This window comes from Bacillus sp. EB600 (genome assembly GCF_024494385.1).
Taxonomy (GTDB): domain Bacteria; phylum Bacillota; class Bacilli; order Bacillales; family Cytobacillaceae; genus JAEVLT01.
Genome location: NZ_JAEVLT010000009.1, coordinates 91781 through 117079, shown reverse-complemented (window position 1 = coordinate 117079; position 25299 = coordinate 91781). Strand labels below are relative to the sequence as shown.

The following is a 25299-nucleotide window of genomic DNA, read 5'->3' as shown; positions in this document are numbered from 1 at the left end:
CGTTAACCAAGAATTAGAACCCGAAAGGGTGTTTTCACATTCAATTTTGCTTCAACGATCCAAGATCCAAATGAGGTTTTCGGGTGTTCACAGACAATATGGGTACGATTCAGCATGCTCCTCTATGCTCATTTTCCAAGCATTGACTACTGGTTTGAGGGCGGAAGCCAAGGTAGGAAACGGTCTTTTTGTCGGAAAATGAAGCCCAGGTTGATTTTTAAAAAAGAAGAAAATGAGGCGATACTCCTCGAAGTTGGTTTTTTTGGGTATAATATAGGAATATGGATTTTTTTGTGAGCGGAGGGTGAGTTGGATGGCGGTTGATGAGTTGCTGGTGAGTATGGCGGCGGAGCTGAAGGAGCAGTTGGTTCCGCAGGAGTCGGAGGACGTAAGGCTTGTTCAGAAGGCGATGATGTTGTACCGGTCGGGGATGGTGCAGCAGCTGCGGATTGATGAGGCGGCACGGAAGGTGACGGCGACGATTCAGGATGTGGTCCCGGTGAAGGTGGAGCTGGATCTGGACTTTCCGCAGATGAGTGTGTGCGCGTGTCCGGGTATGTGGCCTTGCCGGCATCAGCTGGCAGCGTTTTTCACAGCGTATGCACAGGTGGCGAGTGTAGGTGATTGGGTTGAGGAGTGGCGCGAGCCGGCCCGTGAGATGAAACAGGTGACAAGCTGGGGTCTTAAGCAGGCGAAGGATTTGGTGAAGGCGAATGGGGTTTTAAAGCCGGATTATGAGCGCTGGGTAGAGACGTTGTCGACGAGCTTTGACGCGATTATGAAGTCGAAGAATTATTCAAGCCCGTATGTGGTACCGGAGCTGTTTCAGATTTATGAGCGCCGGGTGCTGGCTGGATCCCCGCAGGATCAAGAGTGGCGTCCGCTCTATGAGCTGATTAGCAACGTGGTTTCGTTTCAAAAGCTGACGAAGCTGAGTGCGGAACTTGGCCATACCGAGGATATGGTGAAGCGCGCGTACCTTCATCTGCTTCATCAGCTGGTCGATGATGCGGAGGAACTGACGGAGAAGATTGGGCAGCGCACCCATCCCTTTGACTTTGATGAGTTTGTCGCGAAATTTTCGGCGGATTGCACCGACACTCTCGTTTGTGCCCAAGGGATTGAGTATGAACGGATTTATTTGTACCGGATGCTGTGGACGAATTTATTTAAAAAGAAAGCCTGGCGTGAAGAGGAAAGCGAGAGGATTAAGGCCCGGTTAAAGCAGCTTGAGGAGTGGCAGAATCCGCTGCCGCTGATGATTGCCGGTATCCACCAATGCCTGATGCTCGAAAATGAGGAGCGGGCCATGGCGATGATGGATATGCTTGAGGAGCGGCAGTTGGTCCCTTATTTGCTGTTTTGGATTGACCATTTTACGGAGATGAAGGCGTGGAAGCGGGCCGAACCTGTCGTCGAGGCGCTGGTCGCCCGGGTGCGCCACTATTTGGAATTCTTGCCCTCCTATCATGCTTGTTCAAGCTTTATCCGGCTCGCGGTGAAGTCGATTTCGCCGTACTGTGCGGAGACTGGCCGGCTTGATCTGTATGAGCGGGCGCTGCTGCAGACGCTGCCGTACAGCTTCTATGAGTATGAGCAGCTGCTGTTCACAAAGGGTCAGTACGACCGCTGGGGCGAACTGTACTCATTTGTCGGGATTCCGTTTTCGGATTTACCGAAGGATCGGGTCAAGGTGGTCGAGAAGGAACAGCCGGAGGTGCTGTTCGCCCTGCTCCATCAGACTGTCCAGCATGAGATTGATTTGAAGAACCGTTCCAGCTATAAAACGGCGGTCCGCCATTTGAAAAAGCTAAGAACGTTATATAAAAAGACGAAGCGCTTGGATGAGTGGCAGTTCTTTTTCAATACCCTGTTGGAAAAAACAAAGCGCCTCCGAGCCTTTCATGAGGAATGTAAAAGGAGCAAGTTGATCGATGCTTAAAACAAGGTTTATTAAACTGTTTACATATACATTAGCGGATGGACGCTATCTGCTGGCCGTCCAGGACGAACACGGCCACTTCTTGCCGGTGGCCGAGTGGAAGGACATCGTGTTCAGCCGCCATGAGGAGAGCTTCTTCGGGACATTGCTTGAAGAAGAGACAATCGGCGGCGTCGCAGGCGTGGTCGTCAGCGGCTGGGCGCTTGTGAGTTTGTTCGGCCGCGAGGCGTTCAACCGGTTCATTGAGTGGGACTGGAGCGAGTCAGCTGAGATATGCTTAGCCGCCTCAGGCGCACTCTATGAGGGAATCATTGAGCAGGATTGGCACCCCGACTTCACCGCCTGGGAGCACGAAGGCTTTCGCTGGCGGCTGCCCGAGCAGGTGGTCAATGAGTTCGCCCCCTCGTTTTGGGAGCAGGAAGTTCGGGAGCATGGGCAGGAGGAGCATGGGCAGGAGCATGGGGACGGTTCTCGTGATCATGGTGCGGTGCAGGGCGAAGTTCATGGGGACGGTTCTCGTGACGAGGCTGGCCGCGGGGTCTTGACGGCGAAGCAGTTTCTGGCACAGCTATACAATGATGCCCTTGATACATATTTGACCCGAAACCCGGCAATGAAGGAACTGTTTGGCCCTAAGCTTCATTTTTTGAAAAGGCAAAATCTCTCTGGAATTGAGCTAGCCCGTTATTTTGATGAAGAGACTTGGCTCGAATGGGTCGGGGTTAAAGAAAATACGGCGCCGTTTACGATCGGGCTGCGGCTGGATGAGCCTCTGGATGGTGAAGGTGATTGGACCCTCGAGGTGTTTTTACGCGACAAGAAAAACATCGATAACATTTATGGGCTAAAGGAAGCCCCTGGGCGATGGCGGCCCTTTTTGGAAAAGGTCGACCGCAAGCAGGAACGCTGGGTACGGTTGATTCCGTGGCTGGGGGAGGAGGATGTAAGGTCGACTGCGACAGGTTCACGGGATGAAATTCCGACTGATGCAGCGCCCCGCCTGAAGTCCGAACTTACCGAGGAAGAAGCATGGATGTTTTTAACCGAGGCAAGTGAAACCCTTGTGGCTTTGAACGTGGAGATTCTCCTCCCTTCCTGGTGGCAGGCAATGAAAAGTGCCAACCTAAAAGTGAAAGCATCCCTGAAAGGAACCGGGAGTCACCGGCCGTCGTTTGTCGGCTTGCAGGCGATGCTCGACTTTAACTGGCGTTTTTCCATGAACGGGGTTGACTTGTCTGAGGCTGAATTCAACAGCCTTGTTGAGGAAAAACGGCGGCTCGTTTATATCCGCGGCCGCTGGGTGAAGCTTGATCCGCAGTTTATCCATCAAATTCAAGACTTGATGAAGCGGGCTGAAAAAGAAGGCCTCCATGTCCGCGATCTGCTGGAACAGGAATTGATTCAGGAGCCTGCTTCAGAAGAGGAGCTGGAAAATCCAAAAGCGTTTGCCCGCATCCAAATTGAACTGAATCAGCAGTGGAAAAAAATGGTCAAACAGCTATCGGAAGTCAATGAAATTCCTGAGCAGCCTGTGCCCGAAGGCTTAAACGGCGAGCTGCGCCCCTATCAGCAGCTGGGAATGAGCTGGCTGTGGTTCTTGCGGCAATACGGGTTTGGGGCTTGTTTGGCTGATGATATGGGCTTGGGAAAGACGGTTCAATTAATTGCTTACTTATTGATGGTGAAAGGGCAAGAAGGAACGGAGGCTGCGGATATGGCGGCTGCCGCTGGAGGGTCGGACCAGGCAGTTGGAACTTTAGCTGATTCGACTGAGACTATGACGGCTGTAAATGTTGAGGCTAGTGCAGAAATCACTCCGGTTGTTGCTGACGGTGCCGACGTGGATACCAATGCAGCGATCGTTCCGGCTGACGGTTCGGCTCCTGTCGAGGACGTTGTGGCTGAAGGCACGAAGGCTAAAGCCGGCGGCAAGCGCCGCAAACAGTCGGCTGATGATGATGCTAAAAAGGTACCTATTAAAGGCTCGCTGATCATCTGCCCTACCTCCGTTCTTGGCAACTGGCAAAAGGAATTGGAGCGGTTCGCACCTGAAATGGAAGTGTATCTGCATTATGGATCCAATCGCTTGAAGGGCGACAATTTTTCCGAAAAAGTGAAAGATGCGGACGTGGTCCTTACCTCCTATGGTATCAGCCATTTGGATACCGAAGAATTTGAGCGTTTTTTCTGGAGTACGATTGCGATTGACGAGGCCCAAAATATTAAAAATCCGCAGACAAAGCAATCAAGGGCTGTTCGCAGGCTGCGCGGCCGCCACCACGTTGCCTTGACGGGAACACCGATGGAAAACCGGTTGTCGGAGCTGTGGTCGATTTTTGATTTTACCAATCACGGCTATTTGGGCAGCATCGGTCAATTTCAGAAAAAGTTTGTCATTCCGATCGAAAAGGATGAAAACAAAGACAAAGTGCGTGACCTGCAGGCGATGATCCGCCCGTTCCTGCTGCGGCGGACGAAAAAGGATGAAGAGGTTGCCCTGAACCTGCCCGATAAACAGGAGCAAAAGGAATACTGCCCGCTTACAGCCGAGCAGGCTTCGCTCTACGAGCAGCTTGTCAAGGATACATTTGCCGAGATCGAAACATTGTCCGGCTTTGAGCGCAAGGGTTTGATTTTGCAAATGCTGAGCCGCTTAAAGCAGCTGTGCAACCACCCTGCCCTTTATTTGAAGGAACAAGCGATGACGCATTTGCTTGACCGTTCGAACAAGATGGAGAAGCTTGTGGAGCTGGTGGGGGCGGTCCTTGAGCAAGAGGAAAGCTGTCTGATTTTCACGCAATACATTCAGATGGGTGAAATGATTAAGGCGCTGGTGAAGAAAAAGTTTGGAGTCGAGGTGCCGTTCTTGAATGGCAGTGTTCCGAAGGCCCAGCGCGATACGATGATCGAGCGCTTCCAGAACCGGGAGTTCCCGGTGTTCTTGCTGTCGCTTAAAGCGGGCGGGACCGGCTTGAACCTGACGGCCGCGAACCATGTCATTCACTATGATCGCTGGTGGAATCCCGCTGTTGAGAACCAGGCCACCGACCGGGCCTACCGAATTGGTCAGCAGCGCTTCGTTCACGTGCACAAGCTGATCTGTACCGGCACCCTTGAGGAAAAAATTGATGCAATGTTGGAGAAAAAGCAATTTTTAAATGATCAGATTATCCAGAGTGAGAACTGGATTACCGAGTTGTCGACGGATGAGTTAAAGGATTTGGTTTATCTGGGAAGGTGACGTGTGCACCTTCCTTTTTTGCGTTTGGCGGAATAATCATGAAGTTTGGCGGAATAAAGTTATTTTTCGCGGAATTATGATAAAGTTTGGCGGAATAATCGTAAGTTTGGCGGAATTCATCGCATTTTTCGCGGAATCCATTATTGAAGAGATCTTTTTATCTAAAATAGCCAGTCCAGGGACTGGCTATAGGTATCTGAATTTGGTTTTTGTGGTTCGGGTCGGGGTTTTTTAGAAAAACCTCTCCGGTTTGATCCGTCGTTTCGGGGTTATGAGCCATTCCGGGGACGTTATGAACCATTCAGGCGGGGTTATGAACCATTTTGCCGTCGTTATGAACCATTTTCGAAGAGTTATGAGCATTTTGCCATTTTTTTGGGTGTATTGTTCCAGAAAAGCTAGTCCGCAGACTGGCTCAGGTATTTGTATTTGGTTACTCGGTCGTTTCAATTACTTTTTTTAGGAAAAATCCTTCTTTCAGACGAAGGGACGGTTCTTTTGTTCCCACTTAGGGAACAAAAGAACCGTCCCCTTAACAAATACTGTCGTACTAACTAAGTCTGCCAAAGCCGGCGCGGCAAACGCAGTATGCAGTCTGAGGAGGAAGGTGCTAAAAAGATACATTTTAGATTGAGAAATAGCTTGGCATTGCCGCCAAGCCATTTTTTATCATCTTGATTATTCATTTTTTAACTAAGTACATGTTAAATGAATAATACAAAGTTTAAAAACCTTTTTTACCAATTCTGCAGATTATTCTTCATTAGAGATGCTACTTGTAGATTATCTTGATTAGAGGTATTTTCCAACTTCTTAATAATTAATTCTTGCCGTTCCAAAGGATGATTTTGACTTAATTTAGCTTTTGCTTCAATTTTTGTGATTTTAATTCTGAATGCTATAATCCCTTTGCTCATTCCTTCGATATATTGGGGATCTACATCGTTTAAATTGTATGGGCTTTCTTGTCTTTCATATTTGTTTACCATATCATTTAAAGAATCAACTATTACTTTTCGATCTTCGATAATCTCCAACTTTCCATATAAATGGATAGACACATAATTCCAAGTAGGTACTACCTTAGTTGTTTCATACCAAGAAGGTGAAATATAACAGTGTGGACCTTGGAAAACCACAAGAACTTGTTGGTTTTCAGCATCCTTCCATTGTTCGTTCGGACGAGCAAAATGTCCATATAAAGCATTTTCGGATTTTTTTAATATCAGTGGAAGATGGGTAGCGTATGGTTCTCCATTATGCCGAGAAAATAAAGTTGCAAAGCTGTACTTTTCGATAAAGTCATAAATAACTTCTTCATCATCGATTTTAAAATGTTTAGGAATATACATTACGGGTTCCACCTCGTATTAAAGTAATGATCTTTTCATTCACATTTTATAGTAACCTCTCCATCCATCTGTGCAAAGGACGGTATCTTTAGAAATCAAGCTGCCGATTACTTTTTCCACTTGAGTCTTTTCGATCCGACCCATACAGTCAACCTTAAAAATTGTATTCTTATTGCAATCTCGAAATCAGCATGAATCTTAAACAGAGTCTATTTAAAAAAAAGAAACCAATCTTCACTTTCAGTGATATGATTTGGTTTCTTTTTTACATACATTTTCTATTAACTCACATGGTAAATGAACCTATTGATTGATAAGGGTCATATTTGGCATAAACCTCTTTTCTTCGTGTTCTATCCTTATACGTAGTCGCTGAACCATTGATCCGATTCTTGTAGAGCTCATCCATGTCGACGATACCCGTAATCACCATTTGTTTATTAAGCTCTGCTTCGGCAATGATACCATTCGCAGGCCAAGCATTGTCACATGGACTTATTATCGATGCCCGCCCAAATCCGGACGGTATGGGATCTCCCGGTTCTCCTACCGTAGGGCAATGAACGAAGTATACTTGATTCTCTATGGCACGTGCATGTGCACAATGACGAACTCTCCAAAATCCCGCTTCAGTAAATGTGAAAGAAGGACAAAAAATAATGTCGGCCCCTTTTACACTTAATATTCTTGAAATTTCAGGTATTTCCGCTTCATAACAAATAGCTATTCCGATTTTTACAGGACCTATTGAAAAAACATCGAGTTCATTTCCCTCTACTGTCTGCCAATTCGCTTCTGCCGGGAAAATATGTGTTTTTTTATGTTCAACATATGATCCATCATGATTAAAAATATAGGCAATATTGAAGTACTGATTGTCGCGACGTTCAAGATGGGAACCCGCAATAATAATCTGCTTTCTCTTTTTAGCAAGGGTACTAAATAGTTCTTTATACTGTGCTGAGTAGTTGTCAATCATTGTTAATGAAGAGAGATCAGCTTGATCAAAGCTGTCGAATAACCCGATTGTGACTAGTTCGGGAAAGATAATATAATCTGAGTCTTCCGGGACCTGTTCCATTAATTCCTCTACCTGTCTTTGAAAGGCTTCAAATGAAGGTGTTTTCTTTATACGCAGCTGGCAAGCAGATATTTTTACATTCAATCGATTACCTCCCTTTTAATCAACATCCCCCTTTTTATGTATTTTCCTTTTTGCTTACATAAAAAGAATAAATGAGCTTGATTCCATTTTAATTTCTATAAAGGCTTGTAATCGTAAGAGATTTTAATATCCTTCTAAAAAAAGCAGTTAATTCGTTTTAATTTCAGACAATTGCTCTTCCTTAACAAACACAACATTCGTAACAAGTGTAACAGCTAACGTTACGACTAGATTTATGATTAATGCAATAGCCCCCGTGCTAATATCATTAATGACGTGAGGGATCGATGGAATGAACGTTGCAAGCTTTACATTGGCAATCGTTGCATATAAAACAATAGATACCCCTGTAATAATTCCGGTTATCGCTCCATATTTGTTGATAAGATTATTCTTTGCAAAGCTAAAGAATAATGCTGGTGCTAGTTGTGTGATAAGACTATAGGACATGATATTCAGGATGGCAAGGGCTTCTCCACCTGTAATGGTGAAAATCAATGCGATAAAGGCAATCAAAATGATAAACAATTTAGAAACGATTAATTGTTGCTTTACCGAAGCTTTTGGAACAAGGACATTGTAAAAGCTTTTTGTTAAACCAACAGATGCAGACATAAGCATAACAGAAGCCGGTACTAATGCTGTCAGTAAGCCTGCTGCACCAATTACACCAATTACCCAAGGATCAAACGTTTGCATGGCTAATCGCAAAAGAGAGAGGTCTCCATCTGCCCCTTGTAAACCTGGAATCTTGATAATAGCTGCAAATCCAATGAAAAAGATGAAAAGCAATAATAATGTGTAGATAGGTAGCATAATCGCATTTTTCCGAAGTGACTTTTCCGCATTTGCTGATAGCACAACGGAGAAAGACTGCGGCAATAAATAAAACCCGACTGCATTCAATAGAACGGTGGAAACAAACCAAGAAGTACTTAGACCCTGATCTGCCAAAGTTAGCATCTCCGGTTTTGCAGATTGCACAGCCTCAAACATTGGCTGGATTCCACCAAAATAATGGTAAGGAATATAGAGTCCTAAAAAGATAACGACGCCAAGAATCATAATATCTTTAATGACAGCCGTCCACGCTGATCCATGTATTCCAGATACAATGACATAAGTTGTAATGATTAGAGCACCGATAATACTTGCAGCAACCGGCGGAATGGCACCATAAGATGCTTCTGCCACAATAATACCTAGACCCTTTAGCTGAATAACAATATAAGGTACAAGAGCTAAACTTCCGATTATGGCTACGATAATACCCAATGTAAGGCTATTGTATTTGGATGCAAAATAGTCAGGCTGTGAGATAATGTTATTTTCCTTTGCATATCTCCAAATTTTCGGTACAAACCAATAGGATAGAACATAAGCCAATACTATATAGGCAGGTACATAAAAGGCCGCTGCCCCTTTTGAATAGGCCCATCCGCTTCCTCCTAAAAAGGTAAAGGTAGTGTAAACTTCACCTGCGACTAACAGGAAAATGAAAAAGGGACCAAATCCTCTATTACCAACAGCAAATTGGGCCATATCCATGGTTTTTCCTTTTCTTGCTCGTATTCCTATATAAAGAGCCAGGACAGCGAATAAAAAAATAATCAATAATGATATATTCATTGGATATCACCTCTCTTATTGTCCGGGTCAAGTTTATAGATAATTAGGAGGATAATAGAAGAAAGCACCATACAAAAGGAAAGCCAAAATAAAAGAAATGGCATTCCTAATACATAAGGCTCGATCCTATTGGCAAGTGGCAGCATAAGAATGATCCCTATAAAAGGTATACAGAGTAAAAGTTTAATATATTTCAAATTACGCCCTCCTAATATGGTTTTATCTGTTCAACTTTTGATAAGGAATTTGAACTGATATTTTTACATTTTAGATATTTGTATAAGAGTATCTTTTACATCATAGTTAGGTTTTTAAGGGTGTGTAATAAGACTGTTAAAGAGTATTTTGTAAAGATATCACCGTTTCAAGTACCACATTTACTCCTTTTTCACAATCCTCCCACAAGGTAAGCTCTTCTTCACAATGGCTTTTTCCATTAATACTTTGAACAAAAATCATTGCAGTCGGAATGTAGCTTGCGATAAACTGGGCGTCATGTCCTGCTCCACTATCCATTCTTCTGTATGGATAACCTAAGGTTTGTGCAGATTTTTCTACTTGATGTACTAATGATTGATCAAACCAAACAGTAGAACGATCCCAAAGCTTATTCACTCTAATTTCACAGCCTTCATTATCAGGAATTTGGGTAAGACCTTGAATAATCTCTTCTACCTTTTGGATAATGGCTGGAATTTTGTGTCTAGCTTCAATTGTGAATACTACTTTATTTGGAATAACAGTCGTAATGTTAGGATAAACATTCATTCTACCCATTGTGAAGACTAAGTCGTCATCCAGTGTCCTTAATTTTCGGCGGGCATCCGTGATGATAGTAGTAGCAGCAAACAGCGCATCCTTCCTCATATCCATCGGAGTTGTACCGGCATGGTCAGATTCCCCTGTCACTTCAATTTCGTAGCACACCATACCGAGTACGCTTTCGACAACTCCTATACTTACTGATTCCCGTTCAAGAATTGGACCTTGTTCTATATGCAATTCTAAAAAGGCTGACGCTTCTTTTAAACGTGATTCGATTTTTCCCTCATACCCAACCGATTGCAGTGCTTGTCCAAATGTAATCCCATCTACGTCCGTACTCTGCAACATGATCGATCTATCAAATCCCCCCGCAAGCACACCAGATGACATGATAGCCGGTTCAAAGCGAGCTCCTTCTTCATTTGTAAAATTAACGATTGTAAGCGGGATATGTGGTACTATTTTATGTTCTACAAGGGTTCGAGCCACTTCCAATCCAGCTACTACCCCAAGTACTCCATCAAACCGTCCGCCTTTTTTGACTGAATCAAGATGCGAACCGAGCACGATTGGCGGCTTGTCTTCAAGACCTGCTAACGTCGCATAAATATTCCCCATATCATCTACCTCAATTGTCATCCCTAATTCTTTACAACAAGAAATGAAATAATCCCTTGCTAAACGGTCCTCATTGGACAAGGCTAAGCGGGTTACCCCATTGTTCTCGGTACGTCCAAAATTGGCAAATTCCTCAAGAGTATTTCTCAGTCTCTCTCCATGGATACGCAACTTTTGTTGTTCCAATCGATTCACGTCCTTTCCTTTATGACGATAAAACCTGAAACTCTTATAATTTCAGGTCCGCTATTTTTTCACTTCGATACAGAATCTCACCGTCAACGATAGTCGTTTCCACTTTCAAGTTTTTAATTTCATTTGGGTTCACTCGTAAAATACTATCATTTAAAACAACTAAATCAGCTAATTTTCCAACCTCTATACTGCCTTTTGTCTCTTCTTCAAAACTTGCATAAGCACCATTCCAGGTGTAAAGTCTAATCGCTTCCTCTACACTAATAGATTGATTGGCACCAATGTCGTTTCCGGATTGACTTTTTCTATTAACCGCAGTATGAATCCCTACTAAAGGATTGTAATCCGTAATAGGAGAATCTGAACCACCCGCTGCGATAATTCCTTTATCCATAAAATCTCGAACAGGATACATATAATTAACACGTTCACCATAATGATAAGTATAGATATCACCAAATTCATAAGGGAACGGAGGATTTGGTACAGGGATCATTCCAAGCTTACGGATTCTATCCTGTAGATCAGGAGTTGAGATTCCTGCATGTTCAATCCGATGACGATGATTTTTCCTGGGCGCTTCTTCTAACGCTCTTTCAACACAATTGATGTACATTTCAATCGCTTTATCTCCTTGAGCATGGACGGTGATCTGATATCCTTTTTTATGTGCTTCACCTAGGACTTGATAGATTTCATCTTCACTATAATAAAGAATGCCTGAATTATTCGGATCACTTGAATAAGGCTCACGTGTTGCAATCGTTGGACCTGTGCTGCTTCCATCAGTAAATAATTTTGCCGGCCCAATTCTAAAGCGATCGTCACCTGTTCCCGTAATGACACCTGCTTTCATCATTTTATCAACAGTGTCAGGACAATCATTTAAAGAAGCAATCATCGCGTAAACGCGAACACGAATATCCTTGCTTTTAACAGCTCTTTGTAACAAACGGATGCTCTCAGGACCATATGCACCAGCTTCATGGATGCTTGTGATGCCTGCAGCTAAGAAGTGATCCGATGCAAGTTTTACGGCTTTCATCAATTCACTCTCTGTATAACTAGCAACCTCGTTCATTTGCATATTTGCTTGTTCAATTAATTTACCAGTCAAATGACCTTCGCTATCTTTTTCATAGATTCCGCCTTGCGGGTCCATAGTAAGTTCATCGATTTCGGCCATCTCCAGTGCCAGGCTGTTCACAACACTCATATGTCCGCAAGTACGAGTAATGATGATGGGGTGATCTGTTGAAATTGAATCTAATTCTTTACGTGTAGGATAACGATTCTCCTTTACTGTCGTTTCATTAAATCCCCATGCACGAATCCATTCGCCTTTTGGGGTCTCGGCCGCCTTTTTCTTTAAAGAATCCAACAATGCTTCTACTGAGTCCATTTCAATAGATTTACAGCTGATTCCTAACTGAAAAACACCGTATAGAATGAGGTGAAGATGGGAGTCAATAAATCCAGGAAGAAGTGTCTTACCTTTTAGGTCAGTTACATTTGTTTCTTCGCCTACGTAACCCATTATTTCGTGATTTGAACCCACTCCTATGATTCGATTCCCTTTTACTGCTACAGCGTCTACGATTGAATTTTGCCTATCTACTGTTATGACTTCTCCATTGATAAAAACAATATCAGCCTTCATAACAACATCCTTTTCAAATTATTTTAACGATCTTATGAACAAAAGAAATCATCCTCCTCTGCAGGCAGAGAATCGTATACCAAGAACTTTACCAAAAATAACATTAACAGAAAAGTGAGTGAATTCAGAATATTTTTCTGCTTTTATCATACATGTCTCATAAACCATTTTCATAAGATACTTAGTAAAATAATCTGTCATACAGCTTTTAAAACTAGTAATACAGTATCTTTTTTTGAATGAATTATACGTGGGCTTATGGGCGGAATGATTTATGATTAGCCCTCTAGTATTTTTGATTTCTATTAATTTTTGACTTTTTCTTTATTCCTTCTACTATTCAAATCTAGGTATGGAAGCTGATGAGCTTCAGCTACTTTTTGGTGGGTAACAAAGCCGTTTAATGTATTGACTCCTTTCAACAATGCCGAATCATCTAGGCAGGCTTTTTCATACCCTTCATTTGCTATTTTCAAAGCATATGGAACCGTAACGTTCGTGAGAGCAATAGTTGAGGTTCTTGGAACAGCCCCAGGCATATTTCCAACAGCATAATGAACCACACCATGTCTCACATATGTTGGGTAATCATGGGTTGTAACTCGATCTGCTGTTTCAAAAATTCCGCCTTGATCGATCGCCACATCCACAATGACTGATCCTTCCTTCATCCTGCTGACCATTTCCTCTGTAACAAGCTTCGGCGCTTTTGCCCCTGGTATTAACACGGCACCAATGACTAAATCAGATTCCGCTACTTCTTCACGAATCGTATAAGGATTCGATACTAGTGTTGTAATTGAGTTATCGAACAGATCATCCAGCTCCCGGAGTCTTGCCGGATTCACATCGAGTATAGAAACATTTGCCCCCAGACCGATTGCGACTTTTGCCGCATTTGTTCCTACAACACCGCCACCGATAATCGTTACCTTTCCTCTCTTTACCCCTGGTACTCCACCAAGAAGAATTCCTTTTCCACCCCATGTTTTTTCTAAAAATTGTGCTCCAATTTGGGCCGACATTCTTCCTGCTACTTCGCTCATTGGCGTGAGAAGTGGCAATGACCCGTCTCTTAATTGAATCGTTTCATAAGCAATGCCAACCACTTTCTTTTTAATTAATTCTTCTGTCAATGTTTGGTCTGCTGCTAAATGGAGGTAAGTAAATAAGATTAAACCCTCGCGAAAATAACGATATTCTCCCGGCAGTGGTTCTTTTACTTTCATGACCATATCAGCCGCCCACGCTTCTTCTGCAGATGCTACTATGATGGCACCTGCCTCCCTGTACATTTCATCAAGAAAACCAGACTGTACTCCTGCGCATCTTTCAACTAGTACTTGATGGTTCGCTTTCGTTAAATTCATGACACTAGCAGGAGTGATAGCGACACGATTTTCTAGAACCTTGATCTCTTTTGGTATTCCTATCTTCAAGTCCTCATCCCCTTAAGTAATTGATCATCGGTAAAGCCTTAGTTTTTCAGTAGCCTCTTATTTCCGAAAACAGCTTTTTTACTATAAGCCCTATTCTGCAAGTTTATTGTTTATAAAGTTTCAACTTTTGTTCCAAAGGACAACTCTGGATTGTTAACACCTGAATTTTAAAGCATTCTTATAGAATTGATAAGTGAGGCAGCCTTTTCAACTTGAAAAGCAACATATTTGCAAAACAGCTTTAATTTAAATAGAACGCAGGCTTTCTTTAAGTGTTTCGACGATAAAAATAAAATCGTCTTCAGTAATGCTAAGTGGAGGGGCAAGCTGCAGAATGTTATTGAAGCCTGCAACAGTGTCCCCATTTTTGCCAATGATCAGTTTTCTCTCCTTGCAGGCACTGATTACTTTATTAACGATTTCCACACTTGCCGGTTTTTTCGATTCTTTATTCTCAACCAACTCAATGCCGATAAGAAGTCCCTTTCCACGGACATCACCTACAAACGGTAGATCTTTTATTTCTTCAAGTTCTCTCAGCAACTGTTCTCCCAAAACCTGTGAGCGCTCAATTAACTTTTCATCCTGAAAAATCTCTAGGTTTTTTAAGGCGAGTGCACAAGCCGCAGGGTTCCCCCCAAATGTATTTACATGTCGAAGGCGATCATATTGTTCATTGCCGCTGTACGCTTCATAAATCTCTCTTTTAACCGCTGTAACAGAAAGCGGCAGATAGGCACTTGTGATCCCTTTAGCCATCGTAATAATATCGGGCTTTACGTCATAATGCATAAAACCAAACGGTTTGCCTGTTCGTCCAAATCCGCAAATTACTTCGTCGCAAATCAAAAGAGCTCCATGCTTTTCACAAATCTCTTTGACTTTTTTCATATAGTTCTGAGGAGGAATTAAAATACCACCGCCTGTAATAATCGGTTCCATGATCATAGCCGCTACAGTCTGGCTTAATTCCCATGTCATTACCCGGTCAACTTCCTGAGCACTTTCAAGGGTTTGCTCATCATTCGGATTACGGTATACATCAGGCGGATTCACATGGATAAAGCCTGGAGCAAGCGGCTCATATTTATATTTTCTCTCAGCCTGACCTGTTGCTGCCAAGGCGCCCATTGAATTTCCATGATAAGCCCGGTAGCGAGAAATAAATTTATACCGTCCATGGTCACCCTTCTGCTGATGGTACTGACGCGCAATTTTAAATGCTGTTTCATTCGCTTCAGAACCGCTATTTGAGAAAAATATGACATATTCATCACCAAGCCATTCGTTTAGCTTTTCAGCCAGTTTGATGGCGGGAACATGACTTTGAGACATTGGATAATATGGCATTTCAAGAAGTTGTTCATAAGCGGCTTCTGCCAGTTCCTTTCTTCCATAGCCGGCATTTACACACCAGAGGCCAGACATTCCATCCAAATATCTATTTCCTTCAATATCCACTACCCAGGCACCTTTTGCTTCTTTAATAATCAAATTTCCTGAAACGGGGGCCGATCCTCTCATTGCATGCCAGATATAACGCTCATCCTTTTGCTGTAAATCCTGTCCTTTTTCTGTAACTTGCATTCTTATCGCCTCACTTTATTAGAATTTGTTCATTAATATCGGGCAGTCAGCATCTTTTTACGGGTATAAAATTCCACTCCATCTTTGCCGTTTGCGTGCAGGTCACCGTAGAATGACTTTTTATAGCCCGAGAATGGAAAGAAGGCCATTGGGGCCGGTACACCAAGATTCACACCAAGCATCCCTGCATCAATCTCTTCGCGGAATGTCCGGATTGCCTTCGCACTGTCTGTATAAAGACACGCACCGTTGGCAAACTCAGATTGGTTTGTTATTTCAATCGCTTCCTCAAGAGTTTCTACACGGACAATGGATAATACAGGTGCAAAAATTTCATCTTTCCAGATTTTCATTTCTGTATTCACATGATCAAAAATGGTTGGACCCACGAAATAGCCTTCCTCCTGTTCACCTTCACCTCTGCCATCACGGACGAGTGCGGCGCCTTCGTTTTCGCCAATTTCAATATATTGAATTGTCCGTTCCTTATGTGCTTTACGGATGACCGGACCAAGAAACACATCATCATCAAGCCCGTTACCAATTTTGATTTCATCAGCTTTTTGTTTAAGCAGGTGAACTAATTCGTCCGCTACTCCTCCAACAGCTACTACAACCGATGCAGCCATGCAGCGTTCACCAGCCGATCCAAAGGCAGCTCCAATAATATTGGTAACAGCATTATTTAGGTCAGCATCAGGCATCACAATTGAGTGGTTTTTTGCTCCAGCCAGTGCCTGCACTCTTTTTCCATTCGCTGCCGCTGTTTTGTAAATATATTCCGCAACAGGCTGTGAACCAACAAAAGAGACTGCTTTTACATCCTTGTGTTCAAGAATTCCGTTTACAACATCATGGGCGCCATGAACAATATTCAAGACTCCATCCGGAAGGCCAGCCTCTTTAAACAGCTCAGCTAAGCGATTGGCCAGAAGCGGAGTACGCTCAGATGGTTTTAACACAAAAGTATTTCCACAAACGATGGCCAGCGGGAACATCCAACAAGGTACCATCATCGGAAAGTTAAATGGAGTAATGCCACCTACCACTCCAATTGGATAACGGTACATGCCAGATTCAATGCCTGTTGCAATATCAGGAATCTGGTCGCCCATCATCAGCGTAGGAGCTCCCGTAGCAAATTCAACGCATTCAATCCCGCGTTGCACTTCTCCATATGCCTCTTTGAAACTCTTTCCGTTTTCAAGTGTAACGATCCTAGCCAGCTCATCCCAATTCTCAACTAGTAATTGCTGATAGCGGAATAGAATACGGGCACGCTGAGGGACCGCTACTTTCTTCCAAGTTTGGAATGCTTTTTTTGCCGCAGAAACCGCCTGATTAACTTCTTCACGTGTAGAGATCGGGAGTTTTGCAATAATTTCACCTGTCGCAGGATTTGGAATTTCTTCTATTTTCTCACTAGCTGATAAAGTCCATTGACCACCAATAAAATTTTTCATTGTTTTTACTTCTTTTGTTACAACCATAAAACTGCCTCCTCATAGGTTCGAAATATTATGAATTTTCTATCTAGTATTATTATATTTATGTAAAAAAATTTTTTCATTAGACAAAGTGTAAATTATATTTGTAAAATCACGTTACATTTTGAGATATTTTTAACTTTTTGCTTACAGTTAGTCTTTCTTTAGAAAGGTTTGTTTCGCCCCTTCTAGATACTCATAAGCCGCAACCGCAAACTCAATTGCTTGCTTCTTATGCGGTTCCATAAAGTCCTCTCCTATTAGCTCATATAGCTTTTCAAGCCGGCGATAAAGCGTTTGCCTCACAATAAAAAGATGCTCCGCTGTTTCTTTTTTTGAACCATTGAATTTTAAATAAAACTTTAAAGTATTCATTAGCTTTGCATTATTTTCATGATCATATAGGATGACAGGCTTTAAATAATCTAAAACAAATTCATATAGAATTCCTTGATCATGAGCAGCGTTAATGATTCTATAAATATGTAAATCTTCATAAAAATAACTAGTTTGTTCATTTGGCATTTTTTCCCTGATAATGGAAGCTTCCTTCGCATATTCATAGCTTTTTTTTATTTCATTCAAATGGTGAACTGGTTTTCCTGCACTAATTTGTAAATGAGGATAAGGTTGATTGGTTAAATATCTCGATTTTAGCGCCTGTTCGATTCCTGCTTCAACTCTTTGTCTGTAATTACTCCGAACCCTGTTATCAATCAAAATTAACACGAGTGAATTTTTTATCATTGCTGGTAATAGATAGAATCCCTGATCCCGAAAAATAGTACGTAAAAATAGCTTTAAATAGGTTAGGTTTGAATCGTCGGGATCTAAATTCACTTTGATGAGGAGTACAACCGCCCTTTCTAGCTTTATACCAGGAACGATCTCTCCAAGGTATTTTTCTATTTGCTCTTCATTGTGTTCTCCATTCAGCCATTTTTTAATCCAATCCGTTTCTTTTGCCTTTCTCCTCTCTTCTGTCCATAATTCACGCAAAATTACTTGAGCAAGAGCTGTTACAGTTCTGTCTAGGAGCAATTTTTCGAACTCTGTTATAGGGTCTGCTTCGTCTATGATTACTAACTCAGCATAATCCTGGTTCAATACATTAACTTTTTGCCGAGCGATAAATTCGTCCTTTCCAATGCTGTTTTCCTTTACTAATTGAAGAAGGCTGTTTTTTTCTTTTTCTCGTTTATTGGAAACAATACTATCATGACCATCCTTTTGTAAGTAAATGACGGGCAATTGTAATTGTTTTTGCAGCATATTCAAAATCATTTCTTTAGGGTCGGCTTCAAGCAAAACTTCATTTAGTTTACGTGAATATTCCTCTAAATCCGATACCATTTGATAATGCTTTTTTATAATTAATGTGTGTATTTTTTCTGTGATATCAACAAACCGTACTTCTCTATTAAAAACAATAATTGGGAAATTATAACGGTCAGCAAGTTGGATTAATTCACTAGGGATTTCATATATATATTTACCCAACTCCACGCAAAATCCAGCTGCCTGACATTCAATTAACTGCTGTACAAGCGAAAGCAATACCTCTTTACTATCTCTCCATCCTATACCAGTTGATAGAATTAATTCATCTCCATTTAATAGGTTACCTACATCAGTAATTTCCATAACATGAACCCATTTTACAGTTCTAGTTATTCCTTTTTTCCCTGCTATTATTTTTGCCGTTTGGAAACTTTCATGTTTTAATATCTCCTGTACTGATAATTTGACTTCTTTATTCATTTCGGTAAACCTCTCTTCTTGAGTTTCATTGTTTCTCTTCAGTTTAAATTTAAATAAATTATTATACGAAAATTCTTTATAAGGTGAATACGCCAACTGAAAAACAAATGAGGTTAATCATTTAAATAAGTTCATTTATACAACTAGTGAGATTTAATAGCACTGAAATATCATATAATTTGGAATTATATGAATAATGTAACACTATGTTACATTATTCCTCAATTCTTTATACTTTCTGTCCTATGAAAGATAAGCTAAAAATATGGAATTTTTAATGAGTTATTTTATATTAATAAATAGCGTTAGCTTAAAAGAAGGTTAAAAATTTAGGGAGGTTCTCGCAAAGAACCTCCCTTTTTTCATTTTTTGCTGATTGGCTGCATAGAATGGTGTCAAGGGTGCTGGTCTTTTTTGAAAACAGTACAAGCTTTGTATGGAATGAACCAGGAGGGGATAAGGGATGAACCTAATTGTTGAAGTGAACGATGTTAAATTTAGTTTTTTGGAGAAACAGCCGGCGTCTTCGATGACACATGCCTTTGTTTATGTGAATCATGCCAACCAATACTGTGCTGTTAAAAATGGGGATCGTTTGTCACGCAGTGAATTACGGATTGGAAAATATAAAAAGGTTTATTCAGTAGATATGCAGCAGCATACGTTCGAATACAACGAAGAGGTCCCTTCTGCAACCAGAGGCAGAAGGTTTTCTGTACATTTGTTTATTGATATTGCCGTCGACCGGCCGGAACTGTTGGTTCAGCAAAATGCGGGAGAAATTGGAATACTGATTTCCAATAATCTGCCCCTCTGGGTGGAATCAGAAGCACGATTTTTTTCGATTGAAGAAGAGCTGGGATTTGCCCGGCACATTGAAGAGTTTTTTCAAACCTCTTCCTTAGTCAAGGTGTTAAGAGAAGCCGGAATTGTTGTACGTGCTGTCCGCGTCTTGGTTCGGCAAGGCTTTCGGGATCAGCGCCATGATGAGGCGATCGCTGATTTGGACCGGAATGCGGAGCTATCCGCCTATCAAGAAGCGCTGGACTTAGAGGAAGCACGGCGAATTTCGGCCACGATCAAAATCTCTCTTGAAGACGGTGATTTTATCACTGCAGGAAAACTTGCTGAAAAGAATGAAATGGCGAAGTTGATCGTAGATTCGGAGTTTAGCCAGAATCAAACCTTCAAACAAGTGGTAAACCAACAACTATTAAACATGATTAACGATCACTCAATTGACCAGGCCGAGGCGGAACAAAGATTAGCAAAATTAAAGAGGCTTTTCCCTTATCTTCCGGTCGATTTGGAAAAAGTAAATGCAAAAAAACGGCCGTTCCGAGAACTTCCATCCTATCCAAATGAAAGAGAATAGCGATGGGAGAATCCATCGTAAATCAGCTGTTTTGGATTTGGGCACCGCTTTCTCTTCTGCCGGATTTGGTGCGTATTTTTGTGGTTCTCTTTGTCGTTCTCCAACTCGCAAGGCTTATTCTAATGAACCTTGTTCCTCCCGCCATTAACTTGTTGTGTCGTTTGTTGAAAAAAATACTTTATTTGATTACGTATCCCGTAATGGCACTGATTAGCACGATGCAAAGAAGTCTTAGGGAAGCAGGCAAAGTGAGCATACCTATTTGGGTTGATTTCATTGAAGAAATGTTTGCCCTGTTTGAAAGATTTTTCAACAAAATCATTGAGCTTTCTACGAAGCGGAAAAGAAATCGGGCAAGGATCAAAAAATGGACCTTTTATTCGGCAACCGCCTTAGCTGTTTTGCTTACAGCGGCGATCTTGAATAATCCAAATGAATGGTTTTCTGTTAAATGGAAGAAAACTGAGACATGGTTAACTCAAGTAAAATTGGAAAAGCAGCTTGGTTTTCACGTTCCTGGTTTACCTACTTCAGTTCAAACAAATGCCGCTCCTCCTAATCCAAAAGAATTCGTCTTAAGCAATCAATTTAAGGATGGCGGGAATATTCGTGAGGCTCCCACATTGACTGCGCGGCGTCTGTATACCATCGCTGTCGGTGAAGCTGTACATTTTCTGAATGAAGAACAAGTCGATACCAGAGGACTTAAATGGCTGAAAGTCGAAACAGCAAACGGACAGATCACAGGATGGATTTCAGCGAGGATCGTTAAAGAAAAATAGGTTTATGGGGACGGTTCTTGCGTCCCCCCGAAAGATACAAAAGAACCGTCCCCATGTTTACCCATGTTTGCAAGGCAGGTTCTCTGTGATTTTTTATGCTCTTTGTGCATATTTTGTATTGGTGATGATAAATGAAAGTAATACAAGTTATTTATGATGGGATTATGAAAAAATTATGTTCAAAACGTTCGGTGGGAAATGGATCATCCGACAACGATACGAAAAAGATCTACAGTCTATCTCCTAACAATTATGTCCCACACCGAGAAAGGTTACATGTCAAGATCATAAAGAGCCTGATGCAAAACACTGATCACATGAAGAACTCTTTAAACCCTGTTGCTATATTAATTGGAGGAGGCAGTGCCACAGGTAAAACAAAACTTCGGGAAAAGGTTATCAAAGAACAAGCAAAAACATCCCCTATAAAGTTCCTTACGGTTGATCCTGATGATATAAAAATCTTTATTCCCGAATATCAACAGTATAAAGAAACCTCCCCGCTAACAGCCGCGTCATTTGTACATAAAGAATCCTGTGACATTAGGGATAGGCTAGTTTTAGGGTTAATAGAAAATCGTATTTCATTTATTTACGAAGGAACCTTGGCAAAACCTAAGAAATATAAAAATTTGATTCGTTATCTTATTCGAGAAGGGTATGCAGTCCATTTATATATATCAGACGTCCCGCTATCTATGGCTAGAATCCGTGCTGAAGAACGTGCCAAAATAACAGGTAGGAGTATCCCGACTAATGTTATAGAAAGCACTCACAAACTAGTACCAAAAACATTTTTAGCAGTGAAGGATCTAGTAGATAGTTATCATATATTTGATAACAGAGAAGATTTTACACTGATCGTTTCAAAGGTGATGAAAAAGAAAGATATGTATGAGAGCTTTCTAAAAAAAAGCTCCAGTTCATGAGTGTGTTGCCTTATTTAATTCCCCATAAGCAGTTTATCTTCATATTCCTGTACCCAAAGTCTGCTGCCGCCTATTAAACTCAACGCCCAGTAATGGGGAGATTCATGCAGTAATATATCCCGGTGAAGTCCGCTTACCCAAGAATTGCGTATTAATGAGTCGGCATGTTCGTTTGTGATCCCATACTCTCTCGTTATGATTTCTTGAACTTCTCCAAGAAGCAAATTATTTTTATCTGCCTTCACAGGTATTCTATATGGGCTAAAAGGAAAGATTCTCATGTTTGTTAAACATCCAATTGCTTTTGTACTATTTAAGGCAAGCTGTTCCTTGGACATTGAAACCTTGATTTTTTTATGGTGTTTAAAATGACCTCCACCAATAGGACCGTAAACAAAATCAAAAGGATGAGGCTCTCCTGCCCGACATTTATAAACGAACTGTTTCCATAGATGATAATAATTTTTCCAGTTTGGATAGTTAGGGAAAGGAAATATTTTCCCATTCAACGTAAGAAGCTTCTGAACGTCAAGTTCAAAGGATAGTAAGACGGGTATCTTGTTGTTGTAATGGTTGAGGTAGGTATCTTGACTGATGTTGAGCTTTTCTAAAATCTTAGGCGAAACCTGTAAATTATTTGCCCGTACGATGGACCATCTTATCGCTTGTTTACTGTTGAAAGTAACATAAAACCCTTTACCAAAATCAGAAAATCTTCGTTGGGCATCTAGCCTTATCCCGTATATATGAATCAGCTGTGCGGAAAACAAGTTGGTTCCATGGTAAACGGTAATGGTATCGTTTGGCACAATAAAACGCTCCTTCATACTTATCGAACTGAACGTTTCATTTTATGAAAATGAGACCAGATGTGTACCTAAACCTGGTTAATACTGTCACTTCTCATTTCCTCCTTGCAATGTCATACACCTATTAAAATTTAGAAATTTTGTCTTTCATGAAACCACCTCGGTGTTTTATCGCAAAAAAGGTCAACATATAATTCTGATATTATAAAAAAGGTTGGTTCACTCAACCAACCTTTTTCTCACCTAATTAATTATTGTTGTTTGTATTGAGGTTCTTCTTGTTCGATTTGTTGAACGCGTGGTTCAATGCTGTCTACAACGGATTGGGTTTGTTTAGCTGCATCTTGGTAAAGCTGCTTTGCTTGTTGATTTTCTGTTTGTAAAGCGAACGTTTCGAAACTTGCTTGAGCACTTTTTAAACCTGCTAATGTCTGCTGAACTTGACTAATTACTGTCATGAATAAGCCTCCTTATTTTTTAAGACCTTTTTAGAATGATGAAAAAGTGAATTTTTTATTCATTGTAATTTTATCTTTCCTTGTGGAACCCTTCTCTTTTCCCCGTATTATCAAGAAACTAGAAAATATAAGCAACAAGGGAAGAAGCTTCCTCTGCTTGTTTCAATTTATTAGTATCCATTTGATTTGCCATGTTTATTTCCTCCTATTTAGTGTTTAGTACAGAAAATAGAAGCTTTCAAAAAAATGTTCTATCCTCATTTCTTAATGACAATTATTTCTTAGCATAATATACGATTTTAACTTGGTATCCAAATAAGAGTTAAACTAAAATAAGAAAACAGTCTAGTCCTAAGACCAAAGTGAAACATAGTATAGATAGAAGTCATTGGAAAAAGTAAAAAATGCATAAGGGGAGTTAGCGTTTTGAAATATTTGGAAAAATGCACAGAAAAGTGTACTTCCTGTGGTAGGTACTTCTGGAAAAGTCAACCCGCATCATTACCAACTCAGAAATACTGTCCAAGATGCTTTCCAGATGTTTTAGAAGAACATAGCAAACTTTATTATAAGTATGAACATTACAATGATACTTTTTTAGATACCTAAAAAATGCATGTGAGTTATACATGCTTTTTTATTGCAATTTCCTGGTGTAAAGAAGTGCTGACTCTAAATATGAGGGTTATAATAGACTTGCATTTAAGTACCAAAAGATGGTGTCCCAATAGCCTTAGCAAAGAAACTTTTTGACACCCGCTCTTAGTGTCGAAAAGTTTCTTTAACAATTGACAGAATAATAGATAAACCTCCATTTGTCCTAACTTTCGTCTCGTTCGCTTATGCTGTGACTTTATTAATGTCAAATTAACTATTCAATGGTCTAGCCATTAGTGAAGTAATAACTCCAATGAAGCAAATCGTTATGCAAGAAAAAAGAAATGCTTGTAATCCTAGTGTTTTAAAAGCTACTGCTGCGATTAAACCATCTATCATCAAAATAGCGACCCCTATCGTTATCGAAAAATATTCGGAGATCATTTGGGCTAACAAATCCGTTCCTCCAGTGCTTGCCTTATATCGGAACATGATTCCTACCCCTATTCCAATAAATGCTCCCCCTAACAACGCACTTGGAAGGATGGAAAGTAAAAACTTTGTTTTCAATGGTTCTAACAAATCAATCATTATAGAAGCAGTGATCAGGCCAAGAAAGCCATTATAACAGAAGTCCCGGTCATAAACCCATGCATATATACATAGAGGAATGCTCAGAAGAAGCATAGTTAACCCTGTTGGATAACCAAAGTAATAATGCAAGATGAGAGCGAGTCCTGTTATCCCACCGTCTAACAATTGATGGGGAACCAAGAAACCATTAATTCCGATACTCAATAGAAGACTACCTACAATTACAGCCATTACCTTCTGAAAAAAAATAAAGCCCACCTTTTTTCGTTTTTTTACTCCTACTATATGTACAAGCGTGAGCTTTCAGAAGAGAACGAAGGGACGGTTCTTTTGTTTCCCTCTAAAAGAAACAAAAGAACCGTCCCCATGCTTATTCCCATGCTTATTTATTTGAAAATTTACCGGTTGTTTTTGCTACTATGATGCTGGTCATGGTGGCGATAAATGCACTACCGATAATATCAGATGGATAATGATGCCCTACCCAAATACGGGAAAAACCCGTCAATACTGATAATACCCACATGATTGAACCAAGGACGCGGTTATAAAGAAAAATAGAAGTAGATATAGCAAACGCAAGGAGAGTATGTTTGCTTGGAAATGAAGAATCCATTTTTGAAGGAATCAGTATGCCGACACGACGTTTCACAAAGGGACGTGGTTTAAAATAAAACAACTTAATCAAAGTATGAATAAACAAAGTAATCCCCGAAGACATCACCGCATTACAAGACACTTTTTTATAAAAATCATTTCTAAACCACATGAAAATCAAAACAAAAATAAACACATAACGAATCTTTTTTGATAAAAAAATCATCAGCAAATCAATCGGAGAACAACGTCCAGAAAGCAGATTAATTGCCTTAAATACTTTGTAGTCCATTAGTATGTCCCCTTACTTTAGATAC

At 41.0% G+C, this 25299-nt stretch carries 19 protein-coding genes and 1 pseudogene; 5 read left to right on the top strand and 15 right to left on the bottom strand.

Going from position 1 to position 25299, the window contains the following annotated elements:
- Positions 1 to 313: 313 nt before the first annotated feature.
- On the top strand, positions 314 to 1942 hold the full coding sequence (locus JN080_RS12130; RefSeq protein WP_256236273.1) for an SWIM zinc finger family protein: 1629 nt from the start codon (positions 314 to 316) through the stop codon (positions 1940 to 1942).
- Positions 1935 to 5183, top strand: a complete 3249-nt coding sequence (locus JN080_RS12125) for a DEAD/DEAH box helicase (RefSeq protein ID WP_256236272.1) — start codon at positions 1935 to 1937, stop codon at positions 5181 to 5183. The genes JN080_RS12130 and JN080_RS12125 overlap by 8 nt, the downstream gene beginning before the upstream one ends.
- A 737-nt stretch (positions 5184 to 5920) precedes the next feature.
- Here the strand turns inward: JN080_RS12125 and JN080_RS12120 are convergent.
- The 11 genes and pseudogenes from JN080_RS12120 to JN080_RS12070 all read right to left on the bottom strand — a co-directional run bounded on the left by JN080_RS12120 (position 5921) and on the right by JN080_RS12070 (position 18841).
- Positions 5921 to 6535, bottom strand: a complete 615-nt coding sequence (locus JN080_RS12120) for an FMN-binding negative transcriptional regulator (protein ID WP_256236271.1) — start codon at positions 6533 to 6535, stop codon at positions 5921 to 5923.
- Between the two features lie 51 nt (positions 6536 to 6586).
- Positions 6587 to 6718, bottom strand: a pseudogene (locus tag JN080_RS12115) (IS1595 family transposase); the annotation flags it as partial.
- Positions 6719 to 6821: 103 nt separating this feature from the next.
- A complete protein-coding gene (locus JN080_RS12110) occupies positions 6822 to 7700 on the bottom strand; it encodes a nitrilase-related carbon-nitrogen hydrolase (RefSeq protein WP_256236270.1) in 879 nt (292 codons plus the stop codon).
- Positions 7701 to 7847: 147 nt separating this feature from the next.
- A complete protein-coding gene (locus JN080_RS12105; protein ID WP_256236269.1) occupies positions 7848 to 9329 on the bottom strand; it encodes a sodium:solute symporter family protein in 1482 nt (493 codons plus the stop codon).
- Positions 9326 to 9526 carry a DUF3311 domain-containing protein gene (locus JN080_RS12100; RefSeq protein ID WP_256236268.1) on the bottom strand — a complete coding sequence of 67 codons (201 nt, stop codon included), beginning with the start codon at positions 9524 to 9526 and terminating at the stop codon, positions 9326 to 9328. The genes JN080_RS12105 and JN080_RS12100 overlap by 4 nt, the downstream gene beginning before the upstream one ends.
- 136 nt (positions 9527 to 9662) lie before the next feature.
- Positions 9663 to 10898 carry a Zn-dependent hydrolase gene (locus tag JN080_RS12095; RefSeq protein ID WP_256236267.1) on the bottom strand — a complete coding sequence of 412 codons (1236 nt, stop codon included), beginning with the start codon at positions 10896 to 10898 and terminating at the stop codon, positions 9663 to 9665.
- A gap of 43 nt (positions 10899 to 10941) precedes the next feature.
- Entirely contained in the window at positions 10942 to 12567 is a 1626-nt protein-coding gene (locus JN080_RS12090; protein WP_256236266.1) for an amidohydrolase, read from the bottom strand.
- A 305-nt stretch (positions 12568 to 12872) separates the two neighbouring features.
- Positions 12873 to 14006, bottom strand: a complete 1134-nt coding sequence (ald, locus tag JN080_RS12085; RefSeq protein ID WP_256236265.1) for an alanine dehydrogenase — start codon at positions 14004 to 14006, stop codon at positions 12873 to 12875.
- A 246-nt stretch (positions 14007 to 14252) separates the two neighbouring features.
- Positions 14253 to 15593, bottom strand: coding sequence for an aspartate aminotransferase family protein (locus tag JN080_RS12080; protein ID WP_256236264.1), 1341 nt, complete (start codon positions 15591 to 15593; stop codon positions 14253 to 14255).
- A gap of 32 nt (positions 15594 to 15625) precedes the next feature.
- On the bottom strand, positions 15626 to 17083 hold the full coding sequence (locus JN080_RS12075; protein WP_256236263.1) for a CoA-acylating methylmalonate-semialdehyde dehydrogenase: 1458 nt from the start codon (positions 17081 to 17083) through the stop codon (positions 15626 to 15628).
- A 150-nt stretch (positions 17084 to 17233) separates the two neighbouring features.
- Positions 17234 to 18841, bottom strand: coding sequence for a PucR family transcriptional regulator (locus JN080_RS12070; RefSeq protein ID WP_256236262.1), 1608 nt, complete (start codon positions 18839 to 18841; stop codon positions 17234 to 17236).
- Positions 18842 to 19304: 463 nt separating this feature from the next.
- Between JN080_RS12070 and JN080_RS12065 the strand changes: the two genes are divergently transcribed.
- The 3 genes from JN080_RS12065 to JN080_RS12055 all read left to right on the top strand — a co-directional run bounded on the left by JN080_RS12065 (position 19305) and on the right by JN080_RS12055 (position 21927).
- Complete coding sequence (locus JN080_RS12065; protein ID WP_256236261.1) at positions 19305 to 20216, top strand: hypothetical protein; 912 nt, start codon at positions 19305 to 19307, stop codon at positions 20214 to 20216.
- A gap of 2 nt (positions 20217 to 20218) precedes the next feature.
- A complete protein-coding gene (locus JN080_RS12060; protein ID WP_256236260.1) occupies positions 20219 to 20998 on the top strand; it encodes an SH3 domain-containing protein in 780 nt (259 codons plus the stop codon).
- 131 nt (positions 20999 to 21129) lie between these two features.
- Positions 21130 to 21927: a zeta toxin family protein gene (locus tag JN080_RS12055; protein WP_256236259.1), complete on the top strand. Its 798-nt coding sequence runs from the start codon at positions 21130 to 21132 to the stop codon at positions 21925 to 21927.
- Positions 21928 to 21941: 14 nt separating this feature from the next.
- On the opposite strand, the gene JN080_RS12050 is transcribed toward JN080_RS12055, so the two are convergent.
- From JN080_RS12050 to JN080_RS12035, 4 genes are all read right to left on the bottom strand, one after another.
- Entirely contained in the window at positions 21942 to 22736 is a 795-nt protein-coding gene (locus JN080_RS12050; RefSeq protein WP_256236258.1) for a DUF3990 domain-containing protein, read from the bottom strand.
- Positions 22737 to 22987: 251 nt separating this feature from the next.
- Positions 22988 to 23194: a DUF1657 domain-containing protein gene (locus JN080_RS12045; RefSeq protein WP_256236257.1), complete on the bottom strand. Its 207-nt coding sequence runs from the start codon at positions 23192 to 23194 to the stop codon at positions 22988 to 22990.
- Positions 23195 to 24061: 867 nt separating this feature from the next.
- Positions 24062 to 24616, bottom strand: a complete 555-nt coding sequence (locus JN080_RS12040; RefSeq protein WP_256236256.1) for a YitT family protein — start codon at positions 24614 to 24616, stop codon at positions 24062 to 24064.
- A 151-nt stretch (positions 24617 to 24767) separates the two neighbouring features.
- Positions 24768 to 25274: an undecaprenyl-diphosphatase gene (locus tag JN080_RS12035; RefSeq protein ID WP_256236255.1), complete on the bottom strand. Its 507-nt coding sequence runs from the start codon at positions 25272 to 25274 to the stop codon at positions 24768 to 24770.
- Between the last annotated feature and the right edge of the window lie 25 nt (positions 25275 to 25299).